Annotated in this window: 19 protein-coding genes and 2 pseudogenes; 13 read left to right on the plus strand and 8 right to left on the minus strand. The window is 67.7% G+C overall.

Translation table 11 applies throughout. The features are described from left to right. Positions 1 to 127 precede the first annotated feature (127 nt). The 6 genes and pseudogenes from mobP3 to caldi_RS04330 form a co-directional block, all read right to left on the minus strand. Positions 128 to 1288 carry a MobP3 family relaxase gene (mobP3, locus tag caldi_RS04305; protein ID WP_264843880.1) on the minus strand — a complete coding sequence of 387 codons (1161 nt, stop codon included), beginning with the start codon at positions 1286 to 1288 and terminating at the stop codon, positions 128 to 130. A gap of 435 nt (positions 1289 to 1723) precedes the next feature. Then, complete coding sequence (locus caldi_RS04310; protein ID WP_264841554.1) at positions 1724 to 2047, minus strand: hypothetical protein; 324 nt, start codon at positions 2045 to 2047, stop codon at positions 1724 to 1726. Beyond that, positions 2044 to 2850, minus strand: a complete 807-nt coding sequence (locus caldi_RS04315) for an ExeA family protein (protein ID WP_264841555.1) — start codon at positions 2848 to 2850, stop codon at positions 2044 to 2046. Before caldi_RS04315 ends, caldi_RS04310 begins: the two co-directional genes overlap by 4 nt. A 23-nt stretch (positions 2851 to 2873) precedes the next feature. Further along, the gene (locus caldi_RS04320) at positions 2874 to 3341 is read right to left on the minus strand and encodes a Mu transposase C-terminal domain-containing protein (RefSeq protein ID WP_264843881.1); all 468 of its coding nucleotides are present in this window, start codon (positions 3339 to 3341) and stop codon (positions 2874 to 2876) included. A gap of 182 nt (positions 3342 to 3523) precedes the next feature. Beyond that, positions 3524 to 4246 (minus strand): annotated as a pseudogene (locus caldi_RS04325) (helix-turn-helix domain-containing protein); the annotation flags it as partial. Between the two features lie 97 nt (positions 4247 to 4343). Further along, positions 4344 to 4958 carry a DUF6431 domain-containing protein gene (locus tag caldi_RS04330; RefSeq protein WP_264842460.1) on the minus strand — a complete coding sequence of 205 codons (615 nt, stop codon included), beginning with the start codon at positions 4956 to 4958 and terminating at the stop codon, positions 4344 to 4346. Positions 4959 to 5162: 204 nt separating this feature from the next. On the opposite strand from caldi_RS04330, the gene caldi_RS04335 reads away from it, so the two are divergent. Together caldi_RS04335 and caldi_RS04340 are read left to right on the plus strand one after the other, a co-directional pair. Then, complete coding sequence (locus caldi_RS04335) at positions 5163 to 5375, plus strand: hypothetical protein (protein ID WP_264843882.1); 213 nt, start codon at positions 5163 to 5165, stop codon at positions 5373 to 5375. A gap of 13 nt (positions 5376 to 5388) precedes the next feature. Next, positions 5389 to 5799, plus strand: coding sequence for a hypothetical protein (locus caldi_RS04340; RefSeq protein WP_264843883.1), 411 nt, complete (start codon positions 5389 to 5391; stop codon positions 5797 to 5799). Here the strand turns inward: caldi_RS04340 and caldi_RS17725 are convergent. Then, positions 5773 to 5841, minus strand: a pseudogene (locus caldi_RS17725) (sugar phosphate nucleotidyltransferase); the annotation flags it as partial. The gene caldi_RS04340 and the pseudogene caldi_RS17725 sit on opposite strands and share 27 nt — an antisense overlap. Positions 5842 to 6352: 511 nt before the next feature. On the opposite strand from caldi_RS17725, the gene caldi_RS04345 reads away from it, so the two are divergent. The 7 genes from caldi_RS04345 to caldi_RS04375 all read left to right on the plus strand — a co-directional run bounded on the left by caldi_RS04345 (position 6353) and on the right by caldi_RS04375 (position 10209). Beyond that, complete coding sequence (locus caldi_RS04345; RefSeq protein WP_264843884.1) at positions 6353 to 6820, plus strand: helix-turn-helix domain-containing protein; 468 nt, start codon at positions 6353 to 6355, stop codon at positions 6818 to 6820. Between the two features lie 5 nt (positions 6821 to 6825). Further along, positions 6826 to 7419 (plus strand): PIN domain-containing protein, encoded by a 594-nt coding sequence (locus tag caldi_RS04350; RefSeq protein ID WP_264843885.1) that lies wholly within the window; start codon positions 6826 to 6828, stop codon positions 7417 to 7419. A 372-nt stretch (positions 7420 to 7791) separates the two neighbouring features. Continuing rightward, positions 7792 to 8052: a hypothetical protein gene (locus caldi_RS04355; RefSeq protein WP_264843886.1), complete on the plus strand. Its 261-nt coding sequence runs from the start codon at positions 7792 to 7794 to the stop codon at positions 8050 to 8052. Then, positions 8021 to 8182, plus strand: coding sequence for a hypothetical protein (locus caldi_RS04360; RefSeq protein ID WP_264843887.1), 162 nt, complete (start codon positions 8021 to 8023; stop codon positions 8180 to 8182). The genes caldi_RS04355 and caldi_RS04360 overlap by 32 nt, the downstream gene beginning before the upstream one ends. Positions 8183 to 8521: 339 nt before the next feature. After that, positions 8522 to 9073, plus strand: a complete 552-nt coding sequence (locus tag caldi_RS04365) for a Uma2 family endonuclease (protein ID WP_264843888.1) — start codon at positions 8522 to 8524, stop codon at positions 9071 to 9073. A 385-nt stretch (positions 9074 to 9458) separates the two neighbouring features. After that, positions 9459 to 9638: a hypothetical protein gene (locus caldi_RS04370; RefSeq protein ID WP_264843889.1), complete on the plus strand. Its 180-nt coding sequence runs from the start codon at positions 9459 to 9461 to the stop codon at positions 9636 to 9638. Continuing rightward, positions 9631 to 10209, plus strand: coding sequence for a nucleotidyltransferase (locus caldi_RS04375; protein ID WP_264843890.1), 579 nt, complete (start codon positions 9631 to 9633; stop codon positions 10207 to 10209). The genes caldi_RS04370 and caldi_RS04375 overlap by 8 nt, the downstream gene beginning before the upstream one ends. Positions 10210 to 10620: 411 nt before the next feature. Here the strand turns inward: caldi_RS04375 and caldi_RS04380 are convergent, their stop codons facing one another. After that, on the minus strand, positions 10621 to 11187 hold the full coding sequence (locus caldi_RS04380) for a Uma2 family endonuclease (protein WP_264843891.1): 567 nt from the start codon (positions 11185 to 11187) through the stop codon (positions 10621 to 10623). Positions 11188 to 12290: 1103 nt separating this feature from the next. Between caldi_RS04380 and caldi_RS04385 the strand changes: the two genes are divergently transcribed. The 4 genes from caldi_RS04385 to caldi_RS04400 all read left to right on the plus strand — a co-directional run bounded on the left by caldi_RS04385 (position 12291) and on the right by caldi_RS04400 (position 17540). Then, the gene (locus caldi_RS04385; protein WP_264843892.1) at positions 12291 to 12869 is read left to right on the plus strand and encodes a biotin transporter BioY; all 579 of its coding nucleotides are present in this window, start codon (positions 12291 to 12293) and stop codon (positions 12867 to 12869) included. Between the two features lie 22 nt (positions 12870 to 12891). Next, the gene (locus caldi_RS04390; protein ID WP_264843893.1) at positions 12892 to 14055 is read left to right on the plus strand and encodes a thiolase family protein; all 1164 of its coding nucleotides are present in this window, start codon (positions 12892 to 12894) and stop codon (positions 14053 to 14055) included. A 12-nt stretch (positions 14056 to 14067) separates the two neighbouring features. Beyond that, positions 14068 to 15639, plus strand: a complete 1572-nt coding sequence (locus tag caldi_RS04395) for a class I adenylate-forming enzyme family protein (RefSeq protein WP_264843894.1) — start codon at positions 14068 to 14070, stop codon at positions 15637 to 15639. 428 nt (positions 15640 to 16067) lie between these two features. Next, positions 16068 to 17540, plus strand: a complete 1473-nt coding sequence (locus caldi_RS04400) for a P-loop ATPase, Sll1717 family (RefSeq protein WP_264843895.1) — start codon at positions 16068 to 16070, stop codon at positions 17538 to 17540. The last annotated feature ends 50 nt before the right edge of the window (positions 17541 to 17590 follow it).

Raw genomic sequence — 17590 nt, forward strand, 5'->3', positions numbered from 1 at the left:
CAGCCACGCGGCAGGCACCGGCAGAGCCAGGAGCGCTTCTCGCTCCGCTTCCAGCCGGTCACAGGCTGGCCCGAGCTCGTGCTCGAGGTATCCAGCGAGGTCAGATAGGGATCGGCAGGGGCGCACGTCAATCCCTCCCACGCCCGTCGCGCCGGCGGGCGCGCTCCTCCTCGGTAGGAGCCCGCTCCTCGGCGCGGCGTTGGGCTTCGCTCAGGGCCGCGCTGGCAGCCAGAAGGAGGCCCCGCACAGCTCCGAGCGCGACCGGCGGAACCGTGGGGGCAGTAGACGGGACGATCGGCCCTCCCCGGATGTCCCGGTTCAGCTGTGCGGCGGCCCGGACGATGAGCTGGGCGATTCGGCCCCGGAGGTCTCGCATCGCTTTTTGCTCGGCGACGTCCAGAGCGCGGTTCCTGGACGTGTACAGCCCCGCCATCTGCCGGACGGTCTGGCGGTACAGATTCACGGCGGCCGCCAGGGACGGGTGTTGGAGGAGGCGCTCGGCAACCCGGAGAGCTTCGTCTTTCACGTCCTGGGGCATGAAGGCGAGGACGGCCCGACCGCGGCCAGGCATGCGGCCAGCGAGGGTCAGGAGCCGGGAGGCGAGTTCTTGCTCCAGAGGAGACGGCTTCGGACCCGAGAGCCGGCCGGGGGCTTGCAAAGCCTGACCTGCCCGAGCCCGGAGCGCCCTGCGCCGGGCACCGGCCTGAAGGGCGAGGGAAATGCTGTGTTGGAGCACGTCGTTCGCGGCAACGCGCAGGGAATCACGAAGGATGGTCTTGCGGGCCGCCAGGGGCGCGCGAACGGGGGCCAGCACCTGGCGCGCCCATGCCTGCCGGACCTCCCTGAGCTCGGCCGGCCGGAGCTTGCCTTGCCGCCGGGTAGGCGGGTCCTCCCAGAGGACGACGTGGAGGTGCGGGTGGCCAGGGGCCCGGTGCAGGGCGGCCGCCCACCGTACAGCCCCAGGGTCGAGTCCCATGCGGGCCGCGATCTGCGGCACGGCCAGACGGGCCAGGCGCTCCCAGTCGGCCCGGGCCTGGTAACCCCAGCGGAGGGCATCGTCCTCCCGCAGGCTCAGGACGAGGCGCCAGACGGGACCGGTATGGTCACGGACAGCCCTCTGCACCTCGACCCGGTCGGGGGGCCTTTGGGGATCGGGGCCGAAGAGCGCCCGGCCCACGCGGCCGCCGTCCGCCCCGTGGGTGGCGATGTAGTAGACGTGTGCGGCGTTGCGGGCGCCGATGGTGGGTCCGGGCTCGCGGAAGCTCAACTTGGCGACGGGGATGGCCATGGGTCATCAACTCGATGGGGATTAGTTTGCCCACAGGGGGCGCCGTCCGTTGCCGGCTCCCTTTGTTTCGTGGGTCTGTGGCTGCGGGGTATCCCGTTGCCGGGGGATGAGGCGGTTGGCGAGCTTGATTGCCTCGCCGTTGAGGTGTCGGATGTCCTCTTCCGGCAGGTCCAGGGCGCCCAGGATCATGAGCGCGAGCTCCGCTGCCCGTGCCGCCTGAACGGCGCCCCGGTGGACTTCGTTCCGAACATGCTGGAGGTGAAGGACCAGGCGGTCGTCCAGGGCTTGGGTGTTGCTGCCCGCGCTATTTGTCGCTCCGGTGACCAGCGACGATGTCATGGCCGTTCATGAGATGTGACCGGTCCGCTGGCGCTGAAGGGGCGCAGCCCGTGGTAAGGATGCGCCCCAGAGTCCGAAATGCAGGGCCGGCAGCCACTAGAATCCACCAGGGCCGTACGGGTGGTTGACCCCGGGGCTGTGAACGAACTCCCGGTAGAGGCGCCACCACCAATGCTCGTAGTCCTCGATATACCGGAAGACGGGAAGGTCGAGCCGGCACGTGGGCCGGCTCTTCAGGTCCCGTAACCGGTGGAGCAGACGGTAGCCCAGGATGAACGCCGTGACCGCCTGGCCGCGCCGGACCCCATCTCCGGTCGTGGCCTGCCGGATGGCGGCCTCCAGCAGGTCGAGCAGGTCGGTGATCTCGTACCCGTAAAGCCGGAGTGAAACCCCGGCGTGTTGCAGGCGAAAGTCTGTCACCACGGGCTACCTCCTCTGGGGGCCTGGGTATCCTGCAGCTCCAGCAGCACCCGCTCGACGTGGGCCTCCTCCACTAGGCGCTGGTCATGGGCGCAAGCGTCCAGGAGGCAGCTCGTGCAGATCGTGTTGATGACCCGCGGGATGCCCCGGGACTCCGTGACGATCTTGCGCAGGGCCTGCTCGGAGAAGAGGGGCCGGTCGGCGCCGGCCAGGTGGAGATGGTGCTGGATGTAGGCCAGAGTCTCGGCCTCCCCGAGGCCGGTGAGGTGGAAGCGCACCTGAACCCGCTGGGCGATGGCCTCGAAGGTGCGAAGCCGGAGCAGCCCCCGGAGTTCGCTCTGGCCGGCGAGGATGAACGTCAGCGGCGAGATGGAGTCCATGTGGAAGTTCAGGAGGAAGCGGACCTCCTGGAGCATGGCGCCGCTGAGGAGGTGGGCCTCGTCGATGACGATCACTGGCTGACGGCCGTTGGTGGTGTAACCGTCCAGGATGGTGCGCTCGAAAAGCCGTTTCACCTCCCGCCCGTGGAACAGAGAAGGCGGGGCCACCCCAAGCTGGGTGAGCACGTCTCGGTAGAACGCGCTGGGGGTGAGACGGGAGTCGGCGATGTACACGAACAGGTGGCGGGTCCGGTCGAGCTGATCGTACAGGGCCCGGATGGCGGTGGACTTCCCGGCGCCGACCTCACCCGTGACGACCGCGAACGCGCGGTGGCGGATGGCGTACTGGAGGCGAGCAAGCAGTTCCTGGTGCTGGGGAGCGGGGAACAGCCGGTCGGTGGGAATCTCCCTGGCGAAGGGCACCGCTTTGAGGCCGAAGTACTCGGTCAGCGTGACGGCTCACCGTCCTTGTGGCCGACCAGGCGAGCGTAAGAGGTCTGACCCAGGCGGCGCTGCTTCTCGGCCTCGTGGTGCTTGCGGGCCAGGGTGAGGAAGTTCATCCCGTCGCTGGACGGGGGTTGGGCCGGGGCAGGGACGGCGTGGTGGTGAGTGCGGCGGAGCTGGAGGGGGGCAGCGTCCGGGAAACGCTTTCCCTCGTGCCAGACCTGGATCTGGCTGAGGTCGTAGGGGTCGTAGCGCAGGAGCACCCGGTGGCCGCTGAGGGCGGCGTCGACCTCGTAGCGGTTCCCATGCAGGGAGAAGCATCCGGTCTTGTCGACGACCCGCTGCTCCTCCCAGAGGAACACCTCCCGCAGGGCCGTAGGGTCGATGCGGCGCAAGGGCTCGGTGTCCGCCTCGAACCGCTGGCGGGGGGTCTGGTGGGTGCTGCCGTGGGGGCGACTGAGGTAGGCCACCTCGAGCCAGGCCCAGAAGAACTCGTTGAGTTCGTCCAGGGTGCGGAGCTGGCCGGCTTCGACCAGCGCGTGCGCTTCGGGCGGACGTACTGGAAAAACTTTTCAACCTTTCCCCGCCCCTGGGGTCGGTAGGGGCGGGAGTGGCTGAGGCGGATCCCGAGCTTGGCGCAGATCCGGGCCAGGTGGCGGGTGGAGTAGATCGCCCCGTTGTCCACGTAGATCTGGCGGGGCAGGCCGTAGCGGAGGATGGTGCGTTTGAGGCAGTCCTCCAGGCGGGGGAGCTTCTCCTCGAAATACATCTGGCCGTAAACGACTCGGCTATGGTCGTCGAGGAAAGCCATGAGGTAGACTTGGCGCCGCTTCCCGGGTTGTCCCGGCACCGGCAGCGACAGGGCGTGCAGGACGTCTCCTTGCCACAGGTCGTTGCGGTGTTGGGCCTCAAACCGGCGGAGCAAACTCCGGGCGGCTTTGCTGCGCAACTCCTGGCGGGTGCAGCCTGCCCGGGCCAGGTAGCGGCCCAGGGTGGTGCGTTTGAGACGCCCGGGTGCGACCTTTCCGTCCAGCTCGAGCAAGGCGATGATCTGTTGCACACTGCGGTCGGGCACCGCCCGCCGCAAGGCGATCGCCGCTTCCAGGACCTCCGGGGGAACGGCCCGTCCCTGGTCCGCATCCGCCCGGGTGTGCGGTTTGAGCCCCTCGAACCCGTGCTGCCGGTAGGCCTGGACCCAGCGCTGCAGCGTCCTGAGCCCGACTCGGGTCTTGTCACTGGAAGGGATCTCGTGCGGGTGCCCGGCGATCTCCCGCAACAGGCGCTGGCGCTCGGACGGGCTCAGGTTCTGGGTCAGTACGGGGGCGATGAGGCTCCAGCGGAAGGTGGCGATCTCTTCCCGCTGCTGCTCGTCCATGGAATCCCTCCCCTGCTGGCGTCGTTGCCGCCATTATGGCCGGCACGCCGAGCCAGCCGGGAGGGACAAAGTTTGTGGTGGGGGGTATAGCCGTACCTCACAGGGGTGCCGGCGCCTCGCAAAAACTGTTCAGGAACGCAAACAGCCCACGGTGGCGGACAGGGTCCACAGGCATCTGCCGCCGGAGCCAGTCACCCAGCGCGAGCAAAAAGTGGAGGGCGGCGTCGGGACCCTCGTGGCGGGGGACCAGCGTGAAGACGTCGACGGCGGGTCGCTGTTCCAGCAGCCAGGCGGTCAGGAACTGTCCCCAAGTCCCCGCGATACCGCGAACCGTACGCACCCACCGGCGCAACGTTCGCTCCGACACCACACTGACCGCCGGTGAACTGATTTCCCAGGCGAGATCCCTCCACGACCTCCCTTGCTGAAGGCGCCGGCGCACGACCACTTCCCGCAGCAGCGTGACAAAGCGGGCGTACGGACACAGAAAGTCCGGCAGGACTGAGCACGTGTGCTTGCACCGGGGACAGAACCAGCGGTAGATGGGGATGCGGTAGATGCGCCGGCGGGTAACCACTGACCGATGGTGGGCGCCATGCTCCCGCATCTGCCGGCCGCAGCCTGCACAACGAAGCGCCAGTGCGGGTCCGTCACGGCCGTACCGGCGTAAGTACGCTTTGACTGAGACCGCAAGGGGCAGTATGATGGACACGCAGAGGTAACTCCTCTGAAGCCTGCCCCGGGGCTTGGCTGCGAAACTCGACCCGGGGCAGGTGTCTTTATTTCCACCCCCCGCGCGAAAAGGGGGAGGCTCGACCTCCCCAGGCTCTTCCACACCCATCTCCTCGTCCCCTTCCAGCGCCAACCACTCCGGTCAACGCGGCGACAAATAGCGTGGGCGAAAACAGCCGCCCTGGTGCTGGCGTGCATCGCCGACCTGGACCTGCCTCCCGACCGGGTGAACGTCTGGGGCGGGGCGCTGGCCCTGGGACACCCGTACGCGGCCACCGGCGCCATCCTCCTGGTGCGGCTCCTCTACGGTCTGCACCGGACGGGCGGGCGGCTGGGTGCCGTCGCCCTGGGTAGTGCCGGGGGGCTGGGGATGGCGGCCCTGGTGGAGCGGGTGTGAGGGGGGACACGCGGTGATCGTGAGCGGCGGCGTGCAGGCGGCAGCCGCACGGGCGCCCGGGCGGACCGCCCTCGTGGCGGGCGCGTCCCGGCTGAGCTTCGGGGAACTCGACCGGGCGATCGACGCGGCCGGGTCCGGGTTTCGGGCGGCGACAACAAGCGTGGGCGAAAACAGGGCCTGGGCCGTGAGCGCCGCCAGGGCGACCGCGGGGGCCGTGTCGCGCCCCTCCGGCTCGACCGGGAGGTTGTCCTCCGGGAGCTCGGGCAGATGCTCCCGGACGCCGGAGACCACAGGGGCGGCCGTCACCACCAGCAGGTTCGCCCAGTCGCCGGCCAGGGGGGAGCAGGCGCTCGGCGGTCGCCCGGAGGAGGCTCCGCCCGGTGCCGTCGAGGGCGAGGAACTGCTTGGGCCGGTTCTGGCGTGAGAGCGGCCAGAAGCGCTCTCCCCGACCGCCGGCGAGGATCACGGGGACGATGGGCGCGGACGTGGCTGCCGCTCACCCCTCGGGCACAGATCCACAAGGGAATGCCCGGCCACCGCACCTGGGACCTGCCGCGGCGGCAGTGAGGGGGGCCGGTGCGACGCCAACCCGGGGAACTGTGTCGGCACCCACCTGCCGGACACGCCCGGCGATGGCTCCGGACGCGCGACGCCGGCGCGGCTCCCGGGGCTCGCCCCGGCCGGCGAGGAGGAGCCCCAGCGGCGAATCGGTGTCCGTGGGAAGGTGGAGGAGGGAGCGGACCTCCCGGACCGGCGCGCCGTTGAGGGGGTGGGCCCTGTCCCTGGCGATCACGGGCAGCCGGCCCCCGGGCGTGGAACCCCCGTTCTCCCCGCCAGGCGCCGGGCCACCGTCGCCAAAAGGGTTATCCAGAATTCGGGTTCGGGGGTTCTGGTTGCGTTTATTGCGGTTATAGGATACCCTGAGAGCAGCAGCACCGCATTCTGTGTCTACAGAATCCGATAGGAGGGACTACAACATGGCCGCCACAGACGTGGTGAGCGGCCCGGTAGCGGCGAGCCCGGAAGAGGTCTCCCAGATCCGGCTCCTGAGCGACGCTCTCTCTGGAGATGCCGCCCGGGAAGTCCGATATTTCTTGTCGGACTCCACAGGCCGGAAACTGGAGCTGCCTCGGTCCGTCTTCCTGGTCCTTGCCGCCGTCGCCAGGGAAATGGCTCTGGGGCACTCCGTAGCGATCCTTCACTACGATCATGAACTCACAACCCAACAGGCTGCGGAGATCCTCAACGTCTCGCGCCCGTTTCTGATCCGTCTCTTGGAGGAGGGAAAGATCCCTTTCCACATGGTTGGCACCCACCGGCGAATTCGGATGAGGGACCTCCTGGAATACAAGAAGCGCCGTGACAGCATGCGCCGGGAGACTCTCAAGGAGCTACAGCGGGTTTCCGAGGCGCTTGGGCTGTACGACCAGGATTCCACGGAGTAGCGCCTATGGCGTTCGTGGCTTTCCTTGATGCCTGCGTGCTCTATCCCGCTACGCTCAGGGATGTGCTGCTCAGCATCGCCGAGAGCGGCGTGTGTCAGATCCGGTGGAGTCCCGACGTTCTGGAAGAGCTTGAACGGAACCTTGCCAGGCGGGCCAACGCCCCGAGTGAAAGTGTGGCTGCGCATGGGGCACGTTACACAGTGACGCTGATGCAAGAGGCTTTTCCGGAAGGGATGGTGGAACGGGAAGCCTACCAGAATTTGATTGATGCTATGACAAATGATCCTGGAGACCGGCACGTCCTCGCGGCAGCAGTCGCGGGCCGTGCCGATGTTCTTGTGACATTCAACACAAGAGATTTCCCGCATGCGTCGTGCGTGCTGTATGGGGTTGACGTCCAGGATCCGGATACATTTTTGGTGCACCAGTTCGGGTTGATACCGGATCGGATAATGGACGTACTGAGAAGCCTTTCCGAAGAACGGAAGCCTCCGATGGACACCCCGGAAGGAATCCTTCGGGCACTGAGCAAAGTCACACCGCGCTTCTGTGCGCTGGCGTTGGAACATCTGTCCAGACGAGCTACGGCAAATGACTGAACCCATCCAGCTCTAGGTCCAGCACCTCGTTGTAGCCCCGCGGCGGGGATCGGCGTCCCCGCACGCGCCTCGGCGGCCTGGGCGAGCGCCGTGCCCCGTGGGCTCGGCGGCCGGCGGAGGCGTGCGTGCACGGAGCCCTCGATGGAGGTTTCCCGGCCGGCCTCTGCGGGTACTGCCGGTGACGTGGCGTGTGGGGGATCTGCACCGCAGCTGGGGCAGTGGAGTGAACACGGCTCGGATCGCCGGTGACATACGCACGGCACAGACACCTCGGCCGTAGGAGGACGGCGTGGAAGGCGTTCTGGTACTCGACTGCAGAATCGCAATCGCATACAATGTGTACGCGAGAGTACACAAGGGGGTCGCGCGGACGTGACCGAAACGCTCATCCGTGTCGGTGTTCGGGAATTCCGTGAAGAGCTGGCAAAGTACTTGGAGTCCCGGTCGCCTGTCGCCATCACCCGGCACGGCCGAACAGTGGGGTACTACATTCCGGCTGAGCCGGAGCCGGACGAAGCCGAACTGGAAGCCCTGAAGCGGGCTGTGGCGAGGCTCGAAGGCCTTCTGGCCGAACGGGGCATCAGCGAGGAGGAAATCCTGCGTGAGTTCCGAACTCGCAGAGCCCGGCGATAAGATCATCGTCCTGGACGCGAACATCCTCATCCGGGCGATCCTCGGGACTCGGGTACTGTCGCTCCTCCGCCAGTACGCCGGTCAGGTGCGATTCGTGTCGGCGAACTCGGAATTGGACCGGGACGGGTAGGCGGAGGCAGCGCCCGACGTGTGCGCCCGCGCCGATCGGCGAATCGCCCCCTTGACGGGCCTGGCGCTTCCGTTTGCCCTGGGCCTCGTTTGTTGACGCCCGCCGGCCTGCGCGCCCCGGTCTACGCCGTCGCCTGCCGGCCGGGGTCGGGCGGGTGTGGGGGAGGCGAGGCGGCGGCCCGCAGCGGTTCGCCGGGCCGCAGCCGCCCGGTGCCCAGCGGCCCGTGCGGCGTGTTTCTCGACCGGGGGCGAGGGCTTCGTCGAGAGGGGCCGTGGCCGGGTGCACCATTCGGCGACGCCATGGTAGACTTGAGCCAGAGAGAGCAAGGGGGGCGCGCCGGTGAGCACCGCCACGAGGAAGCCCTGGACCGCCGAGGAACTGAACCGGCTCCCCGAGGGGTGGCGCTACGAGATCGACGAGGGGGAGCTGGTCATCATGGCGCCGGCGGGGTGGCGGCACGGGAAGGTCACAAACCGGGTGGCGTTTGTCATCAGCCAGTTCGTCTACCCGCAGCGGCTGGGCGAGGTGCTCTCTGGCGAGTCGGGCTTTTTCGTCCGCCGTGCGCCGGACGTGCTGCGTGCTCCCGACGTGGCCTTTTACTCGACCGAACGGACGGCCCGTGTGGGAAACGCAAGCGACTTCACCCGCATTCCGCCGGACCTTGCCGTGGAGGTCCGTGACCCCTCCGAGCCGGACCTGAGCCGGAAGGTCCGGCAGTACCTCGAGGCCGGCGTGCGGGCCGTCTGGGTCGTGGACCCGGAGGCCCGGACGCTGACGCGCCACGCGCCGGGGGAGCCGCCGCGAACCTGGGCGGACGGCGAGGCGGTGGTGGAGGAGCCCGTTCTGCCGGGGTTCACCTGCCGGCTCCGGGATCTCTTCGGGGAGGAGTAGCGCGCCTGCCGGCGCAGGCCGCCCGCCCGAGGCTGCCTCCGGGCCCATCGCCGTTTCGCCGGCAGGACCCGGGGGAGCCCACAGCCGGGTGGGCGCCCGGCCACTACCGCCCTCATCCTGCCGCTGGAGACCCCTGGGCAGCGTGGTCTTCGATATCCGGGACCAGGCGTGTACCGGACTGGTGCCAAACTGATACCGGGTGTGGCCCGTGCACGGGAAGCGAGGTCCTCGGGTTCTTCTGGCGTGAGCCCCTCTGCGGGCTCTGTCGCCTGTGGGCCCGGGTGGGGGCGCTTCCATACGGGGGGGTGGACCCATGCAGACCCACAGACGGTTACCCGCAGATGCCGTCCGGCAGTGGCTGGCTGGGCACCGAGAGGCTCAAGTGGTGATCGAGCGGGAACGACGCGACTGGCTCGTGACCCTCGGTCGGGACGAGGCCTTGCGTATTTACCTGGAGCTTGCGTCGTTGCCGCGTCCAAGGTGCGCCGCCGAAACGGTTTCCCCGGTACTGCTCGCGATGCGCCGGGCCATCGAGCGGCGGAACAGGGTGGGAAGCGGTGAATAGCGGAACCCCACCGTCACCTGTCCGGGCTGCGCTGGAGATCGCGTCCTACCTGGAGGCGCGTGGAGTCCCATACGTGATCATCGGCGGGCTGGCGGTTCAGCACTGGGGAGAACCCAGGGCAACCCGGGACGTGGATGTGACGGTCATGGTCAGCGCGGAGTCGGTCGACGCATTCCTGGAGGAAGTGACTCGCCGGTTCAGGCCACGGATCGCCGATGCCGTTGATTTTGCCCGTCGCTCCCGTGTCTTGCTGCTGCAAAGCAGTGAAGGAGTCCCCATTGACCTTTCGCTCGGTGTACCTGGCTACGAGGAAGAGGTCATGCGGCGGGCCGTTACCGTGACCTGGCCGGGCGGCAAGTCGATTCGGCTTGTCGGATGCGAGGATCTCATCATTCACAAATGCGTGGCAGGACGCGCGCGGGATCTCGAGGATGTCCGCAGTATCCTGAGACGCCAGCAAGGGCGGGTGGATCTCGAATACATTCGGCTATGGCTGAAGGAGTTTGCCGAACTCGTGCCAGAGCACGATGTGCTCCGTGCCTTCGAGGATTCGCTGTCGTCACTGGAGTAGATCGGAACCTCCCCGGAAGCCACCCGGAGGGTCGTGCCGTCGGGCCGTGGGGCCGTGCGGGAATGGCTTGACGGCTTCGGGCGCGGGTTGTGCGCCTCTTCTGTGCCTGCGGACTGTTCAAATCGGGTAGGGCCTGACTTCGTGGAATCCCGGCCGTGGCGGTCTGCCCGCGGTGCAAGAACGCAGTCCGCGAATGGGAGGTCGCCCAGGAGGTCGAGGACCTGGTACAGCCACTTCTGCAGTGGGCGGCGACCTACAAACTCGCCGATCCGGTTGTAAGGATCGTCTTCCCGCTTCCGGCGTGACGGGAGACGGTGCTCGCGCCGGGCGCGCGGGGCGGCGATACGGCAGGGTAGCGTGGTGGAAGCCGCTCGCCAAGAGGTCGTATCCGCCGGGTCCCGCCCGTCGGCGTCAACCGAAGACGGGCTCCAGGTCGAGCGCGAACCCCGGTAGCTCGGGGTCGAGAGCGACGCGGGGCGGGTTCGCGTGGCGTTCGGGTTCCCGCTCAGGGCGGTAGACCTCGACGGCCCGCTCGTAGGGATCGACGAGCACGGCGATGCGGGCCCCGTTGGACAGGTAGGCGCGCATCTTCTCCCGCAGCTCGTCGGCCGTCTGGGAGGGGGAGCGCACTTCGAAGACGGCTTCGGGGCACAGGGGAACGAAGCCCTTCCGCTCTTCCCGCGTCAGCGCTTCCCAGCGCCCGCGCGGGAGCCAGGCGGCGTCGGGGGAGAGGAGGGACCCGTCGGGGAGGCGAAAGCCCGTGGACGAGTCGAAGACGACGCCGAGGCCGGTGCGCTTGTTCCAGGCATGCAGCTGGCCTGCCACTTCCATGCTCAAGCGCCCGCTTTCACCGCCGGTCGGGGTCACGACAAGCCTCCCCTCCGCCGTCCGTTCGAACTGATAGCCTGGGTTGCGCTCGGACAGCCGCATGAGCTCCTCGTCGGTCACGGGGCGCAGCAGGTCGAGCCGAATCGCCACCGGCATCACCACCGCTTTCACTTGTGTTGGAGGTCCAGCCCCCGCCGGGCGGAACATGGCTACTTCAATCTTATCCCTACGGGCAGGGCTAAGTCCCTGCAGGGCGACCACGCACTGCCGGTGCGGGCGGCCCCGGTAGCCGGAAGTTCCTCTCGCGTTGCGGTCCAATCCGGGAGCTGGCGCACCAGCCGCCGCAGCCGCGCGCCCTTGCAGGAGCCCGCCCGCGTCCAGGTCTTCCGCCACGATCACCGACTTGGTTTTCGCCAGATGCGTGCTGTGCTGCAGCTGGCGGCGGCGCAAATTCACCTTGGGGTCGGACGCCAGGGCATGAGCCCGGGCCTGCAGCCATTCAGGCCGGATCTCGGAGATGGTCCTTGTCACAACCAGGCCCTGCTCGCCGGTGTATGCGACAAGTCTGACGAGTTTCCGGTCCAGGCCGGCTTTCCGGCCGGCGCTGGACACGCGGCTGTCGTGGGCGACGGCGCCTTAACCGACCGACAAGCTTCATGACTTGCTCTCAACAAGGGGGAGCTGTCGCTCGTTGGCTGCTTCAGCCGCACTCGGATGCAGGGCGCGCCGCCCATCTGGTCCGGATGGAAGGTGATGCGGGGAAAGCGTTACGCCACACCTCACACCTCCGCGACCAGTATAGCCCATTCAAGCCGTGTGCTGGAGCAATCTCCGAGATAACCGCTGGCGCGACGCTGGGCGCCGGCCGGGTAACGAGAACGGGTCGGCGCCGTGAGGGGTGCACGCGAGGTCGCCACAGCCCGACCCCACCGGGCTGTGCGGGGGTTCCTCGCCCGGCGGGGGAAGGCGGGGTCTTCGGGTGACGGCGGGTAGGTTGGCCGGAGCGGGGATCGGCACCCGGTACGAGCCGCGGCCTGCGCGCCCGGGTTTACGCCGCCGCGCCCCGCGCATGGCAACCTGCTGTAGCGCCGTAGCCCCGCAGTGACGGCCCCGTCCGGGGCCGCGCGGTTCCCCTGCGCGGCCGATGTGGCGCCAGATTGTAAACCTAAGTCGAATATAGGGTTGACATTTCGCCGGCCCTGGGATACGTTGGACCATGGCAAACCGTCGCAGGAAAGGAGGCGGGACCGGACGTGAGCAGCACACAGAGCAGCCGTACGGTGCGGCAGGTGGTCCTGGCCGGTCTTTTCGCCGCCGTGGTCGCGGCCCTGGGCATGGTTCCGCCGCTGACCCTCCCCATCAGCCCGGTACCCATCACCCTGCAGACGCTGGGGGTGATGCTGGCCGGTTCCCTGCTGGGGCGCCGCACGGGCGGGCTGGCGCTCCTGGTCTTCCTGGTTCTGCTGGTGGCCGGCGTACCCGTCCTGGCCGGTGGCCGCGGCGGCGCGGGGTACCTGTTCGGGCCGAGCGGGGGGTACATCCTGAGCTGGCCGCTGGCGGCCTACACGATCGGCTGGCTGGTCGAACGGGTGCCGCCGGGGCGCTTCTGGGGCTACCTCGTGGCCAACGTGGTGGGCGGGATTCTCCTCGTCTACCTGATCGGGGCCCCGGTGCTGGCCCTGGTCACGGGCCGGACGTTCAAGGAGGCGCTGGTGGGCGGGGCGCTGATCTTCGTCCCCGGCGACCTGCTGAAGGCACTTGTGGCCTCGGCGGTGGCGGTGCAGGTCCGGCGCCGCTACGCGCCCGGCCGGGCGGAGGATCGCGCCGCCTAGGCGAGGCGGGCGGGTTCGGGCTGTGCGCGACGTCTTCATCCTGGGTGCGAAGCGCACCCCGGTCGGCAAGCGAAACGGCCGGTTCCGGTCGCTGCCGCCGGAGGCCCTGGCGGCGCCGGCGATCCGGGCGGCGATCGATCAGGCCGGGATCGGCCCGGAGGCGGTCGACGAGGTGATCTTCGGGAATGCGGTCGGGCCGGGCGGCAACATCGCCCGGCTCGCGCTGCTGCAGGCCGGGCTGCCGGTCCGGGTGCCCGGCTTCACGGTCGACCGGCAGTGCGCCGGCGGACTGGAGGCGGTCCGGCTGGCCGCGGCCCTCATCCGGAGCGGGGCGGGCCGGTGCTGCGTGGCCGGCGGCGTGGAGAGCACCAGCCAGGAGCCGGTCCGCCTTGCGCCGGACGGCTCCCGCCTGGCGCGTCCCCGCTTTGCGCCCCCTTCGCTGGGCGATCCCGACATGGGGGAGGCGGCGGAGGCGGTGGCCCGAGCGTACGGGATCCCGCGGGAGGCCCAGGACGACTGGGCCCGGCGAAGCCAGCAGCGCTTCCTGGCGGCGGCCGCCGCCGGGCTGTTCGACGAGGAGATCGTCCCGGTCCCGGTGCCGGGCCCGGGCGAGCCCCCTCGGGAGGTTGCCCGGGATGAGACCCTGCGCCGCCCGCTGCCGCCGGCTGCGCTCCGGCGGCTCCCACCCGCCTTCCGGCCCGACGGCACCGTCACGGCCGGCAACGCCTGCCGCCACAGCGACGGGGCGGCCGCGCTGGTCCTGGCCGGTCCGGAGGTCCTGGAGCGACCGGAGCCGGCTGCGTGCGGCGTTCCCCGTCCCCTCGGCCGGCTGGTCGAGGTCGTCGCCGTCGGGGTGCCTCCCGACCTTCCGGGCACGGGGCCGATGGCTGCGCTGCGGGAGCTGGTCGCCCGCACCGGGGTGGACCCCGGCGAGATCGACCTCTACGAGATCAACGAGCCCTTCGCCGCCCTGGTGCTGGCGTGCATCGCCGACCTGGACCTGCCCCCCGACCGGGTGAACGTCTGGGGCGGGGCGCTGGCCCTGGGACACCCGTACGCGGCCACCGGCGCCATCCTCCTGGTGCGGCTCCTCTACGGTCTGCACCGGACGGGCGGGCGGCTGGGGGCCGTCGCCCTGGGCAGTGCCGGGGGGCTGGGGATGGCGGCCCTGGTGGAGCGGGTGTAGGGGGGACAGGAAGTGATCGTGAGCGGCGGGGTGCAGGCGGCGGCCGCACGGGAGCCCCGGCGGACCGCCCTCGTGGCGGGCGCGTCCCGGCTGAGCTTCGGGGAACTCGACCGGGCGATCGACGCGGCCGGGTCCGGGTTTCGGGCGCTGGGCCTCGAGCGAGGGGCGCGCCTGGCGATCGGTCTGCCGAACTGCGCCGAGTACCTCATCGCCTTCTTCGCCGCGGCGCGCTCGGGCATGGTGGCGGTGACCATCCCGTCCGGGGCCGGCGCCACGGACCTGGCGGCGGCCCTCGCGCAGGCCCGTCCGCAGGCGGTGCTGGGCACCGCGGCATGGGTGGCAGCCCGGTGGGAGATCCTCCGGGCTCACGCCCCGGGGGCGCGGTGCATCGCCGTCGCGGACGGGTCCGATCCCCGCGGGGAGGCCAGCCCGGCCCGGGACGGCGTGGTGCCCTGGCACGCGCTCGTGCAGTCCGCCGGCGCTCCGCCGCCCCCGGCCGTGCCGGGCGATCCCTTCTACATCGGGTACACCTCCGGCAGCACGGGCCGGCCGAAGGGGGTCGTGCGCCGGCACGAGGCGTGGGTACGCACCTTTGCGGCGGCCACGGCGATGTTCGGCCTGGGGCCCGGGGATCGCTTCCTGGTACCGGGGCCGCTGCACTTCTCCGCCTCGCTGTTTCACGCCTGTCACGTTCTCGAGATCGGCGGGACCGTCTACCTGGAGACCCGGTTCGACCCGCGGGGGCTGGCGCGCCGGCTCGCTGCCGAGCGCATCACCGGTGCCTTCATGGTCCCGACGCTCTACCAGGCGCTGATCGATCCGGACGCTCACCACCTGGCCGGGATCGACACGGCTCCCGTTCGGACGCTCATCAGCTGCGGGGAGAAGTTGCGCCCATCGGTGAGGGAAAGCCTGCAGCGGCACTTCCCCAGGGCACGGGTGTTCGAGTACTACGGCTCGTCCGAGCTGGGTTTCACCACGGTCGCCGGCCCCGGCCCCTGGCCGGCGGGGTCCATCGGCCGGCCGGCGCCCGGGGTCGAGGTGGTCATCCGGCGGCCGGACGGGACGCAGGCGGCTCCGGGGGAGGTGGGGGTGCTCTACGCTCGCAGCCCCATGATGGCGGCGGGTTACGACGGGGACGGCGGCTGCATCGTCCCCTTCACCGACCCGGACGGGTGGGCCACGGTGGGCGACCTCGCCCGGATGGAGCCCGACGGCACGGTTTTCCTGGAGGGCCGGGCGGACGACGTGATCAACACGGGCGGCGCCAAGGTCTACCCCGTGGAAGTCGAGGCGGTGCTCGCCGCTCATCCCGCCGTGTCGGAGGTGGCCGTCTTCGGCCTCCCGGACGCCCGGCGCGGCGAGGTCGTGGCGGCCGCCGTGGTGCTCCGGCCCGGGGTACGGGCGAGCAAGGCGGACCTCCACGCGTTCTGCGCTATGAGGCTGGCGCCGTACAAGCGCCCGCGCGTGTTCCACTTCGTGCCTGAGCTCCCCCGCACGGATACCGGGAAGGTGAGCCGGACCGCGCTCCGGGCCCGGCTGGTGCCCGGCAGCGCTGACGGCCGCTCATGGTCCGGTCGGTGACGGTTCGCCCGGCTCATGTCTCACCCTCGCCACCCCGATCATCGCCTTTGGCAGCCTGGGCATGGGCAAGGACCTGGCCGACTCCAGCGCGACCCTCGTTGCCGAGGTCACGGTGGCATTCAGGCTTCGCCGCCCCTGAGCGCCGGGTACGAACCCGGCGTTAGGCCCTAAGCTTGGGGGGAGCAGGAACGCCACGGTCGACGCGCAAGATTTCCCCGTCACCTCTTGGGTGGGGAAGGGCGCAGGAGCGTGAGGCGGAGGTTAGGCCAGAGTGGGTCACGTTCAGCAGCTGCTCAAACTCTTGTGTAGGCGACTGCCTCCTGCGTACCGCCTACATGGGGCCGTGCACGCTCCACAACCAGGGCAGGATCTACAGGGGTCAACGGTGAAATCCCCGTCCATAGGCGAAGGCTCAGAGGTGGTGTTCCATGCAGTCGGTATTGACGAAAGAGCAATTTTCCGCCCTCTCATTTGGTACGGTAGATGCTGAAAATGATGACCTACTAATCGAAGCATTTGTTAAGACAGAATCGTTCCATAACATCCTCAACGGGCCTGCCTGGTTAGTTCTTGGCCCGAAGGGATCCGGTAAGTCTGCGATTTACAAATACCTTAATTCCACGAGAGATCATTCGACCTTTGTGCGGACACTATTATTTAAAGAGTACCCTTGGGCCGCCCACGAAGCCCTCGGCACGTCAGATACATACGCTTACACTGCTAGCTGGGATTATTTTAACGTGCTTCAATTAATGCAACTGGTAGTCGAGGATCAATCGGCCGCGACAGATGCCGACCTTTACAAGACGATCGAGACCTTCTTCAGAACCAACTGGCTAACCCTATCGCCTGCCCCAGAGATAATTACTAGAAAGCAGAAAGTTGTTTTTGCACCTGAAGCTGGTGGATTTAAACTGTTCAACGTAGATAGTAATGAAATAGGTCTCTCGGATCTTGTAAAGACACTTTCGTTTGTTTTGAAGGACCTGACAGTTAGGCTTCTGGAAGCCCTGAACCGCGACCATAGGTATTGGATTATATTTGATGAACTTGATCATGGTTTTGATGCCGGAGAATCCAGATATAATGCGATGCTTATTGGGTTGCTGCAGTCGGTGCGAAAGATGAACGAGTATGCGCGAGACGTCGGTAGGTCGGTCAAGTTCCTAGTCTTACTAAGGAGCGACATATTTAATGTTTTAGAGTTTGGTGATAAGAACAAAATCCGAATGAGTAACTCCATTACCCTTAGATGGTCCGATAAAGAAGATAGCCCTGAGTCTCTTAAACGGCTCATGGAGCGCCGCATCATTGCGTCTCTAGGCGAGCAGTTTCCGGAATCATGGAGATCCGATCCATGGAGCTTGGTTTTCGACGAGACTCAGGAAATGCCAGGTCGCCGAAGCAAATTCAGTTTTATGTGTGATCTGACTCGATTGCGCCCTCGAGATGCTATCGCTTACTGCAACATCGCGCTTGAAAAAGCTCGGGCGAGAAATTGCCCGCCGTACCGTATTACAAACGATGATATGAATGCGGCTCGTGAGGAGTATTCTACGTATTTTAAGTCTGAAGTTGAGGATGAGACTAGACGCCACAAATTCCCGTACGATGAAGCACTGGCGCTACTAGAAGCCCATCGAATCATGTCCTTTACTCGCGATGATCTTGCAAGGACGTTTGAACGTCAGAGAAAGGTGCTGTCAAGGTTAGCTACGTATGGTTTGGAGGATATCTTGAAGAGTTTGTGGGAGTTGGGTGTAATAGCTCAACAAACTCCTGGCAGAGCATATGAGTTTGTATTCGAAAAGCCCACGGCAACTTTCTCACGGATTGCCGAGCGATTTCGAGTACACTATGGCCTCAAGGAGGCCTTGCAACTGATACAGGAACGGAGTTGAGCGATGTGGGGGGTCCCCTAAGAGTCGGCCTCCGTAAGCTGCAAGTTTCG

It is taken from the genome of Caldinitratiruptor microaerophilus, from assembly GCF_025999835.1.
Classification (GTDB): domain Bacteria; phylum Bacillota; class Sulfobacillia; order Symbiobacteriales; family ZC4RG38; genus Caldinitratiruptor; species Caldinitratiruptor microaerophilus.